This window comes from Pseudomonas sp. FW305-E2 (genome assembly GCF_058782925.1).
Genome location: NZ_JBYSYE010000021.1, coordinates 1 through 14397, shown reverse-complemented (window position 1 = coordinate 14397; position 14397 = coordinate 1). Strand labels below are relative to the sequence as shown.

The following is a 14397-nucleotide window of genomic DNA, read 5'->3' as shown; positions in this document are numbered from 1 at the left end:
GAAGGGCCTGGGCATCCTAGACAGCTGGGCCGCCCCCGGCTTTGAGACGTTTCTTAAATTGCCGCGTGGTTTAAATGCCTGCTTTGTGAACTGCCTCACGCGCGCAGACGGCCCGGTCACTGCTCATCCGATAGGCTCAAACGTGGGTATCGGGGAGTGGAAACCATGAGCGGCAAGCGATTCGCATTGAGTGTTGCAATGAGTCTGGCCCTGGTCGGTCAGGCCCAGGCAGGCGCCGTCGTTGCCTCGGGCATGCTGCAGTTCACTGGCAGCATCGTCGAGCCGTCCTGCACGACCACCGTGGGCAGTGCCGGTTGGCGCATGGATGACTGTCCGGCGCTGGCGCGTGACAGCGTCATCGGCATTGAGGGCGTGGACGGCCAGGCACTGCCGGCGCAGGCGGTACGCGTCGATCAGGGGGCCACGGTCGACCAGGCCTACAGGCTGGTCGACGGGCGCGGCGAGCCGCTGACCCAAGGCCATTACGTGGTGATCCTGACCTCACCTTGAGGGGCGGGCAGCCGCTCGCTCACGCCTTGGAGAACATCTTCAGTTTCAGCGCTCAACACAACATGAATTGCCGTACAGGCAATCCGCCAGTTCGTTTGGATGGCGGCTCGGGAAGCGAGCCGCTGGTTCTCAAACCTGGGACGCTGGAAAATCGACGCCGCGAGCGGTGGCTTCCCAGAGGCTGAACTCCGTACGCATGGCGGACAGCTTGGCCATCGCCACATCGAATGCTCTGTTGCCCAGCAGCAGGCGGTGTGGTGGCTGAGGCGAAGTAACCGCAGTATGAATCGCCGCAGCTGCACGGGCCGGGTCCCCCTCCTGCTTGCCGACCGAAGCGTGGTAGCCACGGCGCGCCTTACCTGCGGTAACCTCGTAATCCGCTATCGGTTCCGACACTTCACCCGATGAGCCTGCCCATTCGGTGCGAAATGCGCTGGGCTCGACCGTCATGACACCGATCCCCAGGGGCTCAAGCTCAGCACGCAAGGTTTCCGATAATCCCTCGACAGCGAACTTGCTCGCGCAGTAGTAGCCCACTGCGGGGAAGCCCGCGAGCCCACCTATGGAGGTCAGGTTCACGATCATGCCCTGACGCCGCTGGCGCATGCCGGGCAGCACTGCCTGGATCATATGGGAGGTGCCGAAGAAGTTAACGTCGAACAGGCGGCGCGCCGCCTGCGGGTCTGTTTCCTCGACAGCGGCGAAGTAACCGATACCGGCGTTGTTGACCAGTACATCCACCCTGCCGAATACGCGTTCAGCTTCAGCCACCACGGCCTTGGCCTGTTCGGCATCGGTTACATCCAGTGGCAGTACCAGCGATTGGCCGAGGCTGGCGAGATCCTGCACCTGTTCGGTCTTGCGTGCGGTGACAACCACGCGCTCGCCTTGCTTGAGCAAATGGGTTGCAATGTGGCGGCCAAAACCGGTGGAACAGCCGGTTACCAGCCAGGTGTTCTGTGTACTCATGGGAGGGTCCTCCTGCAAGTGGTCGGGTTCAGTGCTTGATCGTCTAGGCGCGCCGCTCGAACGTATGGACCTTGGGGACCTCGCTGCAGAACGTGTCGAGTTCGGTCATGAAGGCCTGCACATAAGGTGTCTGCAGATGTCCGTCAAAGGCCTCGGACGAGTGCCAGTCCTCGTAAACGAGCCAACCCTCGACCGAGTCGCCCGATTGGTAGATGTCGTAACGGACGCAGCCAGGCTCCTGCCGTGTGGGGCCGACCAGCGCCAACAGGCGCTGGCCGAGGGCACCGCTTTGCCCGGGGCGTGCGGTGAAGAACGCGAGCTTTGTGAGCATGCTATGGGCTTCTTTATGGGTGATAGACCGATCAACCGGCGGTCACGGTCATGCCGCCGTCGGCCATGACAACCGAACCGACCATGAAGCTGGCCCGTTCGGACGCGAGAAACGCGACGAGCTCGGCAATTTCTTCCGGCTGTGCGGCACGGCCGATGGGGGCCGCTTCGCCGTGCTTGGCAAGAAAGCCAGGACCGTCTTCGACCACGTCATTGAGGATGTTGGTGACCACGTCGCCGACGCCGATGGCATTGACGCGGATACCGTACTCGATGGCTTCGAGTGCCAGCGTACGGGTCAGCTGTGCCAGCGCACCCTTGGAGGCGGTGTACGCCGCGATGGTTGGAAAGGCGAAGTAGGCGGCATAGGAGGCGATATTGACGATTGCGCCGGACTTGTTAGGCATCATTGCCTTGACTGCCTCGCGGCAATGCAGAAAGGCCGCGGTGGTATTAACCGCCTGGATGCGCTCCCAGTCTTCGCGGGTCATGTCGATGACCAGTTTGTTGATGATGATCCCGGCGTTATTCACCAGGATGTCAAGCCGGCCGAACCGCTCGACGGCAAGGCCTACGGCACGTTCTGCAGCGCCATCTTCGCTGATGTCCGCCACCAGTGGGACCAGCCCTGGACGTGCGAGGTCTTCTACGGCAGGGTCGATATCTTCGGCAACGACCCTGGCGCCACGTGCATGCAGCAAAAGCGCAATTGCCTTGCCGATGCCACTGGCGGCGCCGGTGACCAGCGCGACTTTGCCTTCGACTTCATGGGGAATGTTGGGCGTGATAGTAGTCATGATGCTCTCCTGCGTTGTGAGCCGAGGAGACATTCGCCGGCTCTAGCCTGTAAGGGACGGCTTTACTGTCGCGCAACGCGCAGAGAGAGGCTTTCGTAAGCTTGCCGAGGCTGTCGGGATTTTGCGCCGATATGCAGTCTCTCGGTCCGTAAGCGCAAATCATGCTTTGAATCGCCAGCCAACCCCGCTATCCAGGAGCGGAGTAAACACAGGGGCACCTGGCTCACCGGGGCTTTGACCCGCTGGCTTACCTGCAAACCTCAGATAATATGAGCCGGAACGTTCGAGAGAAGAGCAATGATTTCAGACCCGGGTACCCCAACGCTCGATCAACTGCGGGTATTTCTTGCAGTAGTCGATGTCGGCAGTTTTGCTGGAGCAGCGCGCAAGTTGCATCGCGCCACTTCAGTGGTGAGCTACTCCATTGCCAACCTGGAACTGCAGCTGGGCGTCAGCCTTTTTGATCGCAAAACCACCCGTAAGCCGCAATTGACCGACGCCGGCCGGACAGTGCTGGCCGAGGCGCGCACCATCTACAGCAGCATTGACGGGCTGCGCGCCAAGGTTCGCGGTTTGCTGCATGGCCTGGAAGCCGAAGTGCATCTCGTGCTTGACGTAATGTTGCCTCGCGAGCGTATGGTCGATGCGCTGAAAGCCTTCCGAGAAACGTTTCCAACCGTATCCCTACACCTGCATATAGAGGCGCTTGGCGCAGTGACCCAACGGGTGCTCGACCGCGGCGCCACGTTGGGTGTGAGTGGCCCTCTGACCACAAGCATTGATGGCATTGAACGTATCGGCGTAGGTAAGGTGGCGCTGGTTCCGGTGGCCGCGCCTGACCACCCGTTGGCGCAACCGGGTCCACACCCGCCGGGTTCAGGTCGCGCACATGTTCAACTGGTTCTGACAGATCGTTCACGGCTCACTGCAGATCAGGAATTCGCGGTGATCGGCACACGCACGTGGCGCCTGGCGGATTTGGGCGCCAAGCACATGCTGCTTCGCGAAGGCATCGGCTGGGGCAACATGCCGATAGACATGGTTCGCGATGACCTGGCCACCGGACGCCTCGTGCAAGTCGAACTGCCCGACTGTTTTGGCGGCGATTATGCGTTCGATGTTATTTACCGCACCGACACGCCTCCCGGCCCGGCCTCGAAATGGCTGATCGAACGGTTTAAGGCTCAGGCCCGATCCTCCTGACCATTCGAAAAAGTCGAACCTGACGCCCGGCGCATCTATGAACAGGAGTATGTGCTCTTCGTGCGTGTCAAGGACGGCAAGCTTGCCTTTATCCGTGAGTACTTCGACCCGGTCCGGGCTGCCGTTGCCCTGAATGCGCCGATTCCTGCGTTGGCCAGTTAAGGTGTCGCTCGCGCTTACGCAACGCCGCTGCACGGTTGCCGCTTCGCTGAGCCCCTGGCTGTTCGGCTGGAGGGATCTTGAAGGCACACTGGGCGGTCGGTAACAAAAACCGATGCGTTCGCCGAGCTTCTATACGGCATCATATTCCCCTATTGGCGGTATTGCGTGGGCGTTACGCCCACCTCGCGTTTGAACACCTGTGAGAAATGGCTGTGACTGCTATACCCAACCTCCAGGCCTATATCGATGATGCTCTGATCGGTCTCGAGGAGAAGCTGCCGGGCCCGAGCCATCCTCAACCTGATGAAGAACTGCAAGGGTGAATATCCGGCGGCTTTTTTGAACATTCGGCTGAAGTGGCATTCACTCATCCCGGCAACCTCGGCCAACTGCCTTAAATTGAAGTCCCTTGCCAGATCGGCTTCCATGGCCGCCAGCACGCGCCGAAACTTGTACGCAGGGAGAGCGTTGCGGCGTGGGCGATCGTCCGCTGAGCTATCCAGATAATTGCGGGCAAGGTAGACGGCGATGCATTGGGCCAGACCCTGCAAATAGAGCGGGCTTGCGCCACGTCCCATGAGTTCCAGCCGAACATGCTCCAGCAGTACCGACAGTCCTTCGTCACGCCCGCCTGACACTTCCCGCAGGCGAACGGCCTCGACAGGCCCGCCCATTACTTCATGGATGGCTTTTTCCAGGAGCGGGACACCGAGATAGATGTGCATGACTTCAAAGGCGTCTGCGCTGGAGACGTTCCAACGCATCTCATACGGTTGCGCCGAAGTGGTCAAAAAGAAATCGCCTTTAGCAACTTCGCTGGTTTCCCATTGGCCCCCAAGCTCACGTTCCTGTACGGCAGCGTTTCCCGAAATGATCCAGACCAGCAAGGGTTCGGCCACCGCTGGGACGATGAAGTTACCTTCCTCACGTTCCCGGTTGAAAATCTGCACCAAGATGTCCCGGTCGGCCAGCACGTCCGAAGCGGCAATTCGCTTGCCCCGGATGTGTGCCTCCAAACCATGGGCAGAAGTCCGCTCTGTCACATCCAGGGTCATAGTGTCCTCCCTCTTTCTTGGCGAGTACGCAGGATAAAAGCTGCCTCGCTTCCTGGGTGCCGTACGGTCAGGTACAGGTTCAAGGCGGACAGCGCGCGGTGTATTTCACCTGATCTGGTCACGGCAGTGAGAACACACTCTGGACGCAACGGCAGGGCTTTCAGGGTTCAGAGTCACGACAAAGCCGGAATGTCTCCATTCCGGCTTGCGCTTCAACGTTCGGGGTATAAAACCATCCCGGCGTGGTACAACACATTGTTGCGAAACTCACCATCAGCGGTAAATCCAGTGTCATCGACATACTCGATGTGATCACCCTCCAACCAATAGCGGCCCTGGTAAGCACTTGCTTGCCGACCGCGTGCTTCGTCGTAGCGGCCCCCGGGCAAGAGTTCATGGCGAATCCGACCGTCAGCCGTCACCCACATGCCAACGTATGTGTTCTGGTTTCCATATGGCTTGCCCATCTCTGTTCCTCGCTATCGTCAATAGAGCATCAGAATGGACTCGCGGTTGGACGCACGATCAGCTCGCTGACGTCGACATCCGCTGGCTGCTCGACCGCGTAGGCAATCGCACGGGCAATGGCCGCAGCGGGAATCGCGATCTTGCGAAACTCCCTCATCTCCGCGCGTCCGCCTTCATCCGAAATGCTGTCGGCCAGCTCCGATTCGGTAACGCCTGGTGCAATCACCGTGACTCGAATATCACCCCCGACCTCTTGACGCAGACCTTCGGAAATTGCCCGGACGGCATATTTGGTGGCGCAGTACACCGCAGCAGTAGGGCTCACGGCGTAGGCACCAATTGAGGCGATATTGATGATCTGGCCAGCACGCTGCTGTTGCATGAGCGGCAGCGTTGCAGCAATACCGTGTAGTACGCCGCGAATGTTCACGTCGATCATCCGGTTCCACTCATTGACCTTCAACGCTTCCAGTTTCGAGAGTGGCATTACGCCGGCATTGTTGATGAGTACATCGACGCGACCATGCAATTCGACAGCGAAATCGATGAAGGACTGCATGTCGTCCAGGCTGGTGACGTCCAGTGCCAGCACATCAGCGGTACCGCCTGCTGAACGAATGTCATCGGCCAGGGCTTCAAGGCGGTCGGTACGGCGGGCCCCCAGAACGACGCGAGCGCCTTTGCTGGCGAGCAGGCGGGCTGTGGCTTCGCCGATACCACTGCTGGCGCCTGTAATCACGATGACTTTGTGTTCGATGCCGTGCATTTTTTTCACTCCTGTTACTGGTTTCAGAGGCACCTGCTGACCGGCAGGTGTTGAAGCAAGAGTAAAAATCCTGGGGGGAACAGCGTTATGTGATTCCTGCGGCAGTCATGCACGATCCTGCTTGATTGATCTGCGACTCCTCTCAGCCCTTTGCCCGATCCTGGACTGTCTGAGGGCTGCACGAACCGGATACAACTTTTCTATTTATTCGAACATAAATGCCGAAACTAACCGGCTATTAAGCAAAGGCGTATGGAGCCACACTCTCACCCGAACTGCTGCAGTCGTACTGGCGTTGTTCAGTGTTCTCACCGCAGCGATTTTCCACAGCGCGCTGGCCGACCAGGCCCAGTTCATCCATTTCTTCAAGAACATCGCGATGGCCGGTGGCTTGCTGCAGACCGTGGCTTTTTTGGTGCAGGCCGCTTCAGCTTGGACGCCCGTCGTCAGTAGTCGAAGTGCAGCACCACAGAGCATCTGGGGCATCATCACCTTACCAATGGGAAAAACTATGAAAGCTATCCAAGTGGCACAGTACGGTCAGGTTCAGGGGTTGGAACTCAAAGATGTCCCAGATTTGGTGCCCAATGACGACCAGGTTTTAATCAATGTCGCGGGGAGTGGAGTCAACCCGATTGACTGGAAGATCCTCTCAGGGGCAATGAAGCAATTCATCCCATTGTCTTTGCCCTATACGCCGGGGGTCGAGGTTGCCGGTACCGTTGCAGCGGTTGGCAAAAATGTCCACGGGTTTGTTGTGGGGGATGAGGTATTCGGTTTCATAGGCATAGTCGGTGGCTACGCGACTCAGGCCGTGGTAGCCGCCGACAGGCTTGCGCATAAGCCCGCCGGCCTGCCGCTCCTCCACGCCAGTGGCATTCCTGCTGCAGCGCTTACCGCCTGGCAAGCACTGCATGAACACGCCAACCTACAGTCGGGTCAAACAGTGTTGATTCACGGGGCTGCGGGAGGTGTAGGAAGTTTCGCCGTACAGCTGGCTCGCCTGGCCGGTGCCTATGTATTGACAACGGCCTCGGCCGGCAACCGAGACTACCTGTTTTCACTCGGGGCGCAGCAGGTCATTGACTATACCGCGCAACGGTTCGAAGACGTGGCTGAAGAGATCGATGTTGTTCTCGACCTGGTAGGAGGAGAAACGCAAGACCGTTCGTGGACGATTGTCAAACGAGGAGGTGTACTTGTATCTACCGTCAGCCCACCCGACCCGCAGAAGGCGCTTGAACACGACGCTGTCGGCAAACATTTCGCTACCCGTTCGGACGGGCGCCAGTTAGCACAGATCGCGCAATTGATTGCTGAGGAGAAGTTGCGCGTCGAGGTTGAGGTGATGCCACTTTCCAAGGTGACCGACGCTATAACGCTGAGCTCAGGGGGGCATACCCGCGGCAAGCGTGTCCTGGATGTCAATCGTTGAACAGCGGTTAACTGTATTAGGCTCTTTATGCAAAGCCTGGGAAAGGGATGCCTGCTCCTGCCTGAAGCCTGAGCCCCGAGATGCCTCGCCGCAGGAATGTGCAAAATCATCGCAGGAAACCCATAACGGGTTCATTACCGCCGCCTTAATCTGAGCCCAAGCAGCAAGCGAACCCACTGCTGCTGCCGGCCATCAGAGCGACCAAGCCTGGAAGCATACAGGCATCAACGTCACGCATTGCACTGACAACCGGCAACGAATCCATCGCTAATTTCGGAGTCGCTGTCATGAAAAATGTTAACAAAATGATGATTGGAGTCGCCTTAACTGTTCTGAGCGCAAGTTCGATGGCGCTTCCAGCCAAAGAGCAAGGCAACTGGACCCATAAACCTTGCAAATACCTGTGTGCACCAATCCTGGTCGAGGACGGTGCAGACCGACTCAATGGCCGTCGGGTTGCCGAGGACGGTGCAGACCGACTCAATGGCCGTCGGGTTGCCGAGGACGGTGCAGATCGACTCAATGGCCGTCGGGTCGCCGAGGACGGTGCAGACCGACTCAATGGCCGTCGGGTTGCCGAGGACGGTGCAGACCGACTCAATGGCCGTCGGGTCGCCGAGGACGGTGCAGACCGACTCAACGACCGGCGTGTAGCCGAGGACGGTTCGGACCGAGTCATCAATGCCTGATGTGCCTGGGCTGCGCCAAAAGCCCGGAAAAACCGGGCTTTTGGCAGATCAAATGATCCATTCGGCATCTACCCAAATGGATGCGAACCCACCTATCCTCTGCAATCGGGACAGCCGAACGGGGAGGTAACGGTAGTGAGTGATCTGGACGATGAGCTGACACGCCTCAGGGCCGAACTGGCATCAGCGATGCAACGTTTTGCTCCGACATACGGCGTCTATCAAACGGCGATTGATCCGTTGCATTTCATACGCAGCGACACGCCAACAGACGTCATCCATACGGTTCATAAACCGGGATTGTGCATAATTGTACAGGGCCGGAAACAGATCCAGTTGTGGGATGAAAGCTATACCTACGATCAACTGAACTATCTGGTTGTCTCTGTGACACTGCCTCTGGCTGGGCAAGTGACCGAGGCCTCTCCAGAGAGGCCCTACTTCTGCATTCGCCTGGATATCGACCCGGCAGAAATCGCTCAGCTGATTGCCGACGTCAGCCCGATCGGCGTACCCAGCCAGCCATCTCGTCGCGGCCTCTATCTGGACAGGATTGATACCCCATTGCTTGATGCCATGTTGCGACTGGTACGTCTGTTGGATGTGCCCTCCGATATCCCGGCATTGGCTCCGCTGGCCCTCAGGGAAATATTCTACCGGTTGCTCAAAGGCCAGCAGGGCCAGCGATTACATGAGATAGCCATCAACGACAGCCAGACCCACCGGGTGACAAGAGCTATCGAATGGTTGAACAACAACTATGCGCAGCCGCTGCACATCGATGAGTTGGCGAGCTATGTCAATTTGAGTAATTCCACGCTTCACCACCGATTCAAGGCAATCACCGCGATGAGCCCGTTGCAGTACCAGAAACAACTGCGTCTGCAGCACGCACGAAGGTTGATGATTTCAGAAGGGCTGGATGTTTCCACGGCCGGGTTCACGGTGGGCTATGAGAGCCCGTCACAGTTCAGCCGAGAATACAGCCGGATGTTCGGAGCCCCTCCAAGCAAGGACATCGCAAAGATTCGATCGATGGGATGAGTTGCAAGGTGGAACGGGCATGCAAAGAGGCTCCCCCTATGCCCCGCAAGCAAGTAAAGGGGGGCAGCGTAGGGGTATTGATACCGGTCGGGCCTATGCGTCAGCCCTCAGCAGTCTCGCTGTGCGCCAGGATCAATAACTTGTCAGTTTCGATCATTGAGCCCTTTCAAACGGCTGTTTAATGTCGCTGACAGACAAACGACGGGGCCCGCCACCCAGTGAGGTGCCCGCAATCCGTGATCACGCCATCAGGGGACCTTTCCATGGCCGCCGACCGCTACCCGCACCTGCTTGCCCCGCTGGACCTGGGCTTTACCACCTTGCGCAACCGCACCCTGATGGGCTCGATGCACACCGGCCTCGAAGAGCGCCCCGGCGGCTTCGAGCGCATGGCTGCATACTTTGCCGAGCGCGCCCGCGGTGGCGTTGGCCTGATGGTCACTGGCGGCATTGCGCCCAATGATGAAGGCGGGGTGTATTCCGGTGCGGCAAAGCTCAGCACCGAGGAAGAGGCCGACAAGCACCGCATCGTCACCGAGGCGGTGCACGCTGCCGGTGGCAAGATCTGCCTGCAGATCCTGCATGCCGGGCGCTACGCCTACAGCCCACGCCAGGTGGCACCTAGCGCGATCCAGGCGCCGATCAACCCGTTCAAGCCCAAGGCGCTGGACGAGGAGGGTATCGAGAAGCAGATTGCCGACTTCGTCAATTGTGCCGTGCTGGCCCAGCGTGCCGGTTACGACGGTGTCGAAATCATGGGTTCGGAAGGTTACTTCATCAACCAGTTCCTGGCCGCCCACACCAACCACCGCACCGACCGCTGGGGCGGCAGTTATGAAAACCGCATGCGCCTGGCAGTGGAAATCGTCAGCCGGGTGCGTGGCGCGGTAGGGCCGAACTTCATCATCATCTTCCGCCTGTCGATGCTCGACCTGGTCGAGGGTGGCAGCACCTGGGACGAGATCGAGCTGCTGGCCAAGGCCATCGAGCAGGCCGGCGCTACCTTGATCAACACCGGAATCGGTTGGCACGAGGCGCGTATTCCGACCATCGCCACCAAAGTGCCGCGTGCGGCCTTCAGCAAAGTCACCGCCAAGTTGCGGGGCGTGGTGAGCATTCCGCTGATCACCACCAACCGCATCAACACCCCGGAGGTGGCCGAGGCGGTGCTGGCCGAGGGCGATGCGGACATGGTCTCGATGGCCCGACCGTTTCTCGCCGACCCGGACTTCGTCAACAAGGCCGCAGCCGGTCGCGCGGATGAAATCAACACCTGCATCGGCTGCAACCAGGCCTGCCTGGACCACACCTTCGGCGGCAAACTGACCAGCTGTCTGGTCAACCCGCGTGCCTGCCACGAGACCGAACTCAACTACCTGCCTGTACGTACGGTGAAGCGCATTGCCGTGGTCGGCGCCGGCCCGGCTGGCCTGGCGGCGGCCACCGTGGCGGCCGAGCGGGGCCACGCGGTGACCCTGTTTGACGCCGCCAGCGAGATCGGTGGCCAGTTCAACGTGGCCAAGCGGGTGCCGGGCAAGGAAGAATTCTTCGAAACGCTGCGTTACTTCCGCAACAAGGTCAAAAGCACGGGCGTCGACCTGCGCCTGAATACCCGTGTGGATGTGCAGGCACTGGTGGGCGGCGGCTTTGATGAAATCATCCTGGCTACCGGCATCGCCCCGCGTACCCCGGCCATTGCGGGCGTGGAGCACGCCAAGGTGCTCAGCTACCTGGACGTGCTGCTCGAGCGCAAGCCTGTGGGCAAGTCGGTGGCCGTGATTGGCGCGGGAGGTATCGGCTTCGATGTGTCCGAGTACCTGGTACATGAGGGCGTGGCCACCAGCCAGGACCGAGCGGCATTCTGGAAAGAGTGGGGCATCGATACCCACCTTCAGGCGCGAGGTGGTGTGGCCGGGATCAAGGCCGAGCCGCATGCCCCGGCGCGGCAGGTGTACCTGTTGCAGCGCAAGAAATCCAAGGTGGGTGACGGGCTCGGCAAGACGACCGGCTGGATTCACCGCACCGGGTTGAAGAACAAGGGGGTGCAGATGCTCAACAGCGTCGAGTATCTGGCTATCGACGATGCCGGCCTGCACATTCGTGTGGACGGCGGCGAGCCGCAGGTGCTGGCGGTGGATAACGTGGTGATCTGTGCCGGGCAAGATCCGCTGCGCGAGCTGCAGGAAGGGCTGGCGGCGGCGGGGCAGTCGGTGCACCTGATTGGTGGCGCGGATGTGGCGGCCGAGCTGGATGCCAAGCGGGCGATCAACCAAGGCTCGCGGTTGGCGGCTGAGCTCTGAGGTCGTTGGGGCTGCGTGAACCCGACACCTGCACGTGTGGGAGCGGGCATGCCCGCGAAACAGGTGACGCGGTGGATGGCACCGGCTTTGCCGGTGTTCGCGGGTGAACCCGCTCCTACGACGGCCTGTGCCGGGGTATCGATGCCTGTGTCGAGCCACCCTGGCACTGTGATGCCTCGGCGGGGGTGACTCATCGATTACAAGCGCTTGCGGGATTACCCTGTACACTGCGATCCATGCATGTATTCGACCTCCCCCCAGCCCCCCTGCAGTTTCTGGACTTGCCCTGGCTGCGGCAAGCCCAGGTCCAGGCCGCCATTCTGCGCCTGGACCTGATTGACCCGCTGATCAGCGGCAACAAGTGGTTCAAGCTACGCCACCACCTGCAACAGGCCGGCGCCAGCCATGCTCCAGGCCTGATCAGCCTTGGCGGCAACCATTCCAACCACCTGCACGCCTTGGCCGCTGCCGGCAAGCGTTTCGGCTTCGCCACCGTCGGCCTGTTACGCGGCCATGCCCAGGACACGCCAACCGTGCGTGACCTGCAGGCGCTGGGCATGAAACTGCATTGGCTAGGCTACGGCGGCTACCGTGCGCGCAACGAGCCAGGCTTTTGGGCTTCCTGGCAGGCGCGCTATCCAGGCTGGCACTGCATCCCCGAAGGGGGCGGCGGGCTGGCCGGTGCGCAGGGCTGCGCGCTGATCATGCAGCAGGCGCGCGCGCAAATCTCGGCCTTGGGCTGGTCAGACTACGACGCCTGGTGGTTGGCTGCCGGAACGGGGACTACCTTGGCCGGCCTGGTGATGGCCGAGGCAGGGGCGCATGCCGTGCATGGCGCCTTGGCCGTACCCAGGGATCATGGGGTGCCGGAGACGGTGGCAGCACTGGCCGGCACGCACGGCTACCAGCTACACGACGCCTGCCGTGGCGGTTTCGGAAAATTCGACGATGCGCTACTGACGTTTATCGCCGACTGCGAGCAGCACACTGACGTGCCGCTCGAAGCCCTCTATACCGGCAAGGCTCTGCTGGCCTTGCGTGATCAGGTCGCTGCCGGGCTGTTCAAGCCCGGCAGCCGCCTGATCTTCGTACACACAGGTGGCCTGCAGGGGCGACGCGGTTACTTGTAAGGCAGCATGCGCAACAGCGTGTTGTCGCGCTGCACATAGTGGTGGTAAAGCCCGGCCAGTGCATGCAGGCCGATCAGCCAGTAGCCCCAGCTGCCAATACGCTCATGCCAGCCTTTGATGAACTTGGCCTGGTCCGGGTTCGGGCCGATCAGATGGGGCAGCTCCAGGCCAAAGAACGGCACCGGTTTGTCGGCGGCGCTGAGGATCAGCCAGCCGGCCAGCGGCAGGCCGATCATCATCAGGTACAGTGCCAGGTGCATCAGGTGCGCCAGGCCAGTCTGCCAGGCCGGTGGTTTTGGCACGATGGGCGGCGTCGGGCGGCTCAGGCGCATGGCCAGACGCAGCCAGACCAGCACGAACACGCTGAGCCCGAGCATGAAGTGCAGGTCCTTCATCAGGTTGCGTTCGACGCTGTCCTTGGGGAACAGGCCGCGCAATTCGATGAGCGCATAGACAGCGGCCAGCAGCACCAGCATCAGCCAATGCAGGGCGATGGACAGGCGCGCGTAATGGGTCGCGGGGTTGGATGAAACCATGATCGGTCCTCGTCATCAGGTCGGAAAGGCGCTCTTGCTGGCGCTCAGGTACCATTGTAATGGTTACCAGAAACGAATCTTTGCGCTGGGTCTGTGAAAATTCTGTTGCCAGCCACCGGCCTCTTCGCGGGCGGGCCCGCGAAGGGGCCGGAACAGGCGACATCAGTTACCGGGCAGATACGGCCAGTCATCAGCCACCAAAAACACCCGCTCTGCCTCCTGCCAGGCACCCTCGGCATCAGGCACCAGTCGTACCAGCAACTGCGCCGGTGCCTGCTGCTCCAGCACATGCAGCCACGCCGCAAACTGCTCCGCCTGCCAGCACTCACCTGACGCCACCCTAGCCGGCGCCAGCCAGGCATGCCGCTGCAGCGGCTGCCAACGCTCGCCCTCGGCCATCACCCAGTCCCGCCGACGAAGCCAGCGCCCGCGCAAATGTTGCGGGTTGGCGCCCTCCGGCGCCTCGGCATGCCCAGGCTGTGGATAGAACAGGTAACCACCCAGCCACATTTGCGCCTGCACCTGCTCCACCCCTAGCTGGGCCAGCGCCTGACGGCTGTGCGCCCCCTTGGACATGGGCAACTGGTGCCCCGCCAGGTGCGCAAGCTTGGTCCCCAGCCGGTCATGGCAACCTGGCCCCAGCCAGGCATGGGGATCGTGCCCGGCGCCTTCCGGGCCCAGGTACAGCTTGATCGCCAGTTCCAGGTGGTGCACGCCGTCGCAGTCGCGCAACACCACGTCGAGCTCGCCCAAGGTGCGCCCGCCGTCGCGAATCGCCAGGTTGGCGGCCAGCAGCTCGATGCCTGGCGCCTGGCCCAGGGCAAATTGCCACAGGCGTTCGTAGTAATGCCCCAGGCGCCGGCTGCCCAATTGCGCCAGCCACTCGCGCAACGGTCGGTCATCGGCATCCAGGGCCCGCAACCATTGTTCAAGGCGTTGTGGCTGCTGCGCCCACAGGCTGCCCGCCAGCGGGTGTCGCTGGGGGCAGGGCGGGGCGCTGAGC

At 60.9% G+C, this 14397-nt stretch carries 15 protein-coding genes; 7 read left to right on the top strand and 8 right to left on the bottom strand.

The features are described 5' to 3' along the window. The first annotated feature begins 165 nt into the window (after positions 1 to 165). The gene (locus tag AC3WLP_RS16575; RefSeq protein WP_012053256.1) at positions 166 to 510 is read left to right on the top strand and encodes a hypothetical protein; all 345 of its coding nucleotides are present in this window, start codon (positions 166 to 168) and stop codon (positions 508 to 510) included. A 129-nt stretch (positions 511 to 639) separates the two neighbouring features. On the opposite strand, the gene AC3WLP_RS16570 is transcribed toward AC3WLP_RS16575, so the two are convergent. From AC3WLP_RS16570 to AC3WLP_RS16560, 3 genes are read right to left on the bottom strand one after another with little or no spacing between them, the layout of a single operon-like run. Continuing rightward, positions 640 to 1479 (bottom strand): oxidoreductase, encoded by an 840-nt coding sequence (locus AC3WLP_RS16570; RefSeq protein WP_088513111.1) that lies wholly within the window; start codon positions 1477 to 1479, stop codon positions 640 to 642. 43 nt (positions 1480 to 1522) lie between these two features. Then, positions 1523 to 1810: a putative quinol monooxygenase gene (locus tag AC3WLP_RS16565; RefSeq protein ID WP_012053254.1), complete on the bottom strand. Its 288-nt coding sequence runs from the start codon at positions 1808 to 1810 to the stop codon at positions 1523 to 1525. A 31-nt stretch (positions 1811 to 1841) separates the two neighbouring features. Beyond that, complete coding sequence (locus AC3WLP_RS16560; protein ID WP_088513112.1) at positions 1842 to 2606, bottom strand: SDR family NAD(P)-dependent oxidoreductase; 765 nt, start codon at positions 2604 to 2606, stop codon at positions 1842 to 1844. Between the two features lie 297 nt (positions 2607 to 2903). Here AC3WLP_RS16560 and AC3WLP_RS16555 point away from each other — a divergent pair, with 297 nt between their 5' ends. Next, positions 2904 to 3809: a LysR family transcriptional regulator gene (locus AC3WLP_RS16555; protein ID WP_012053252.1), complete on the top strand. Its 906-nt coding sequence runs from the start codon at positions 2904 to 2906 to the stop codon at positions 3807 to 3809. 311 nt (positions 3810 to 4120) lie between these two features. On the opposite strand, the gene AC3WLP_RS16550 is transcribed toward AC3WLP_RS16555, so the two are convergent. The 3 genes from AC3WLP_RS16550 to AC3WLP_RS16540 form a co-directional block, all read right to left on the bottom strand. Next, positions 4121 to 5026 carry a helix-turn-helix domain-containing protein gene (locus AC3WLP_RS16550; RefSeq protein WP_012053250.1) on the bottom strand — a complete coding sequence of 302 codons (906 nt, stop codon included), beginning with the start codon at positions 5024 to 5026 and terminating at the stop codon, positions 4121 to 4123. Positions 5027 to 5238: 212 nt separating this feature from the next. Beyond that, a complete protein-coding gene (locus AC3WLP_RS16545; RefSeq protein WP_014754027.1) occupies positions 5239 to 5493 on the bottom strand; it encodes an Atu4866 domain-containing protein in 255 nt (84 codons plus the stop codon). Between the two features lie 29 nt (positions 5494 to 5522). Further along, positions 5523 to 6260 carry an SDR family oxidoreductase gene (locus tag AC3WLP_RS16540; RefSeq protein ID WP_017147827.1) on the bottom strand — a complete coding sequence of 246 codons (738 nt, stop codon included), beginning with the start codon at positions 6258 to 6260 and terminating at the stop codon, positions 5523 to 5525. Positions 6261 to 6771: 511 nt separating this feature from the next. On the opposite strand from AC3WLP_RS16540, the gene AC3WLP_RS16535 reads away from it, so the two are divergent. The 5 genes from AC3WLP_RS16535 to AC3WLP_RS16515 all read left to right on the top strand — a co-directional run bounded on the left by AC3WLP_RS16535 (position 6772) and on the right by AC3WLP_RS16515 (position 12858). Continuing rightward, positions 6772 to 7695 carry an NADP-dependent oxidoreductase gene (locus AC3WLP_RS16535; RefSeq protein ID WP_029611774.1) on the top strand — a complete coding sequence of 308 codons (924 nt, stop codon included), beginning with the start codon at positions 6772 to 6774 and terminating at the stop codon, positions 7693 to 7695. A gap of 347 nt (positions 7696 to 8042) precedes the next feature. Further along, positions 8043 to 8384: a hypothetical protein gene (locus AC3WLP_RS16530; protein ID WP_306299048.1), complete on the top strand. Its 342-nt coding sequence runs from the start codon at positions 8043 to 8045 to the stop codon at positions 8382 to 8384. Positions 8385 to 8519: 135 nt separating this feature from the next. Continuing rightward, complete coding sequence (locus AC3WLP_RS16525) at positions 8520 to 9428, top strand: AraC family transcriptional regulator (RefSeq protein ID WP_014754024.1); 909 nt, start codon at positions 8520 to 8522, stop codon at positions 9426 to 9428. A gap of 263 nt (positions 9429 to 9691) precedes the next feature. Then, entirely contained in the window at positions 9692 to 11728 is a 2037-nt protein-coding gene (locus AC3WLP_RS16520; RefSeq protein WP_004577419.1) for an NADPH-dependent 2,4-dienoyl-CoA reductase, read from the top strand. Between the two features lie 236 nt (positions 11729 to 11964). After that, on the top strand, positions 11965 to 12858 hold the full coding sequence (locus AC3WLP_RS16515; RefSeq protein WP_014754022.1) for a 1-aminocyclopropane-1-carboxylate deaminase/D-cysteine desulfhydrase: 894 nt from the start codon (positions 11965 to 11967) through the stop codon (positions 12856 to 12858). On the opposite strand, the gene AC3WLP_RS16510 is transcribed toward AC3WLP_RS16515, so the two are convergent. Both AC3WLP_RS16510 and AC3WLP_RS16505 read right to left on the bottom strand, forming a co-directional pair. After that, complete coding sequence (locus AC3WLP_RS16510) at positions 12849 to 13394, bottom strand: cytochrome b (RefSeq protein ID WP_003247218.1); 546 nt, start codon at positions 13392 to 13394, stop codon at positions 12849 to 12851. The genes AC3WLP_RS16515 and AC3WLP_RS16510 overlap by 10 nt on opposite strands. A gap of 162 nt (positions 13395 to 13556) precedes the next feature. Then, the coding region (locus AC3WLP_RS16505) for a DUF1853 family protein (RefSeq protein WP_103340289.1) at positions 13557 to 14397 on the bottom strand (841 nt) is incomplete at its 5' end.

Bases quoted from the DNA above. Each gene is read 5' to 3' on its own strand.
- AC3WLP_RS16560 (WP_088513112.1), bottom strand. From the start codon at position 2,606: ATGACTACTATCACGCCCAACATTCCCCATGAAGTCGAAGGCAAAGTC.
- AC3WLP_RS16545 (WP_014754027.1), bottom strand. From the start codon at position 5,493: ATGGGCAAGCCATATGGAAACCAGAACACATACGTTGGCATGTGGGTG.
- AC3WLP_RS16520 (WP_004577419.1), top strand. From the start codon at position 9,692: ATGGCCGCCGACCGCTACCCGCACCTGCTTGCCCCGCTGGACCTGGGC.
- AC3WLP_RS16540 (WP_017147827.1), bottom strand. From the start codon at position 6,260: ATGCACGGCATCGAACACAAAGTCATCGTGATTACAGGCGCCAGCAGT.
- AC3WLP_RS16565 (WP_012053254.1), bottom strand. From the start codon at position 1,810: ATGCTCACAAAGCTCGCGTTCTTCACCGCACGCCCCGGGCAAAGCGGT.
- AC3WLP_RS16515 (WP_014754022.1), top strand. From the start codon at position 11,965: ATGCATGTATTCGACCTCCCCCCAGCCCCCCTGCAGTTTCTGGACTTG.
- AC3WLP_RS16550 (WP_012053250.1), bottom strand. From the start codon at position 5,026: ATGACCCTGGATGTGACAGAGCGGACTTCTGCCCATGGTTTGGAGGCA.
- AC3WLP_RS16535 (WP_029611774.1), top strand. From the start codon at position 6,772: ATGAAAGCTATCCAAGTGGCACAGTACGGTCAGGTTCAGGGGTTGGAA.
- AC3WLP_RS16530 (WP_306299048.1), top strand. From the start codon at position 8,043: ATGGCGCTTCCAGCCAAAGAGCAAGGCAACTGGACCCATAAACCTTGC.
- AC3WLP_RS16570 (WP_088513111.1), bottom strand. From the start codon at position 1,479: ATGAGTACACAGAACACCTGGCTGGTAACCGGCTGTTCCACCGGTTTT.
- AC3WLP_RS16555 (WP_012053252.1), top strand. From the start codon at position 2,904: ATGATTTCAGACCCGGGTACCCCAACGCTCGATCAACTGCGGGTATTT.
- AC3WLP_RS16575 (WP_012053256.1), top strand. From the start codon at position 166: ATGAGCGGCAAGCGATTCGCATTGAGTGTTGCAATGAGTCTGGCCCTG.
- AC3WLP_RS16510 (WP_003247218.1), bottom strand. From the start codon at position 13,394: ATGGTTTCATCCAACCCCGCGACCCATTACGCGCGCCTGTCCATCGCC.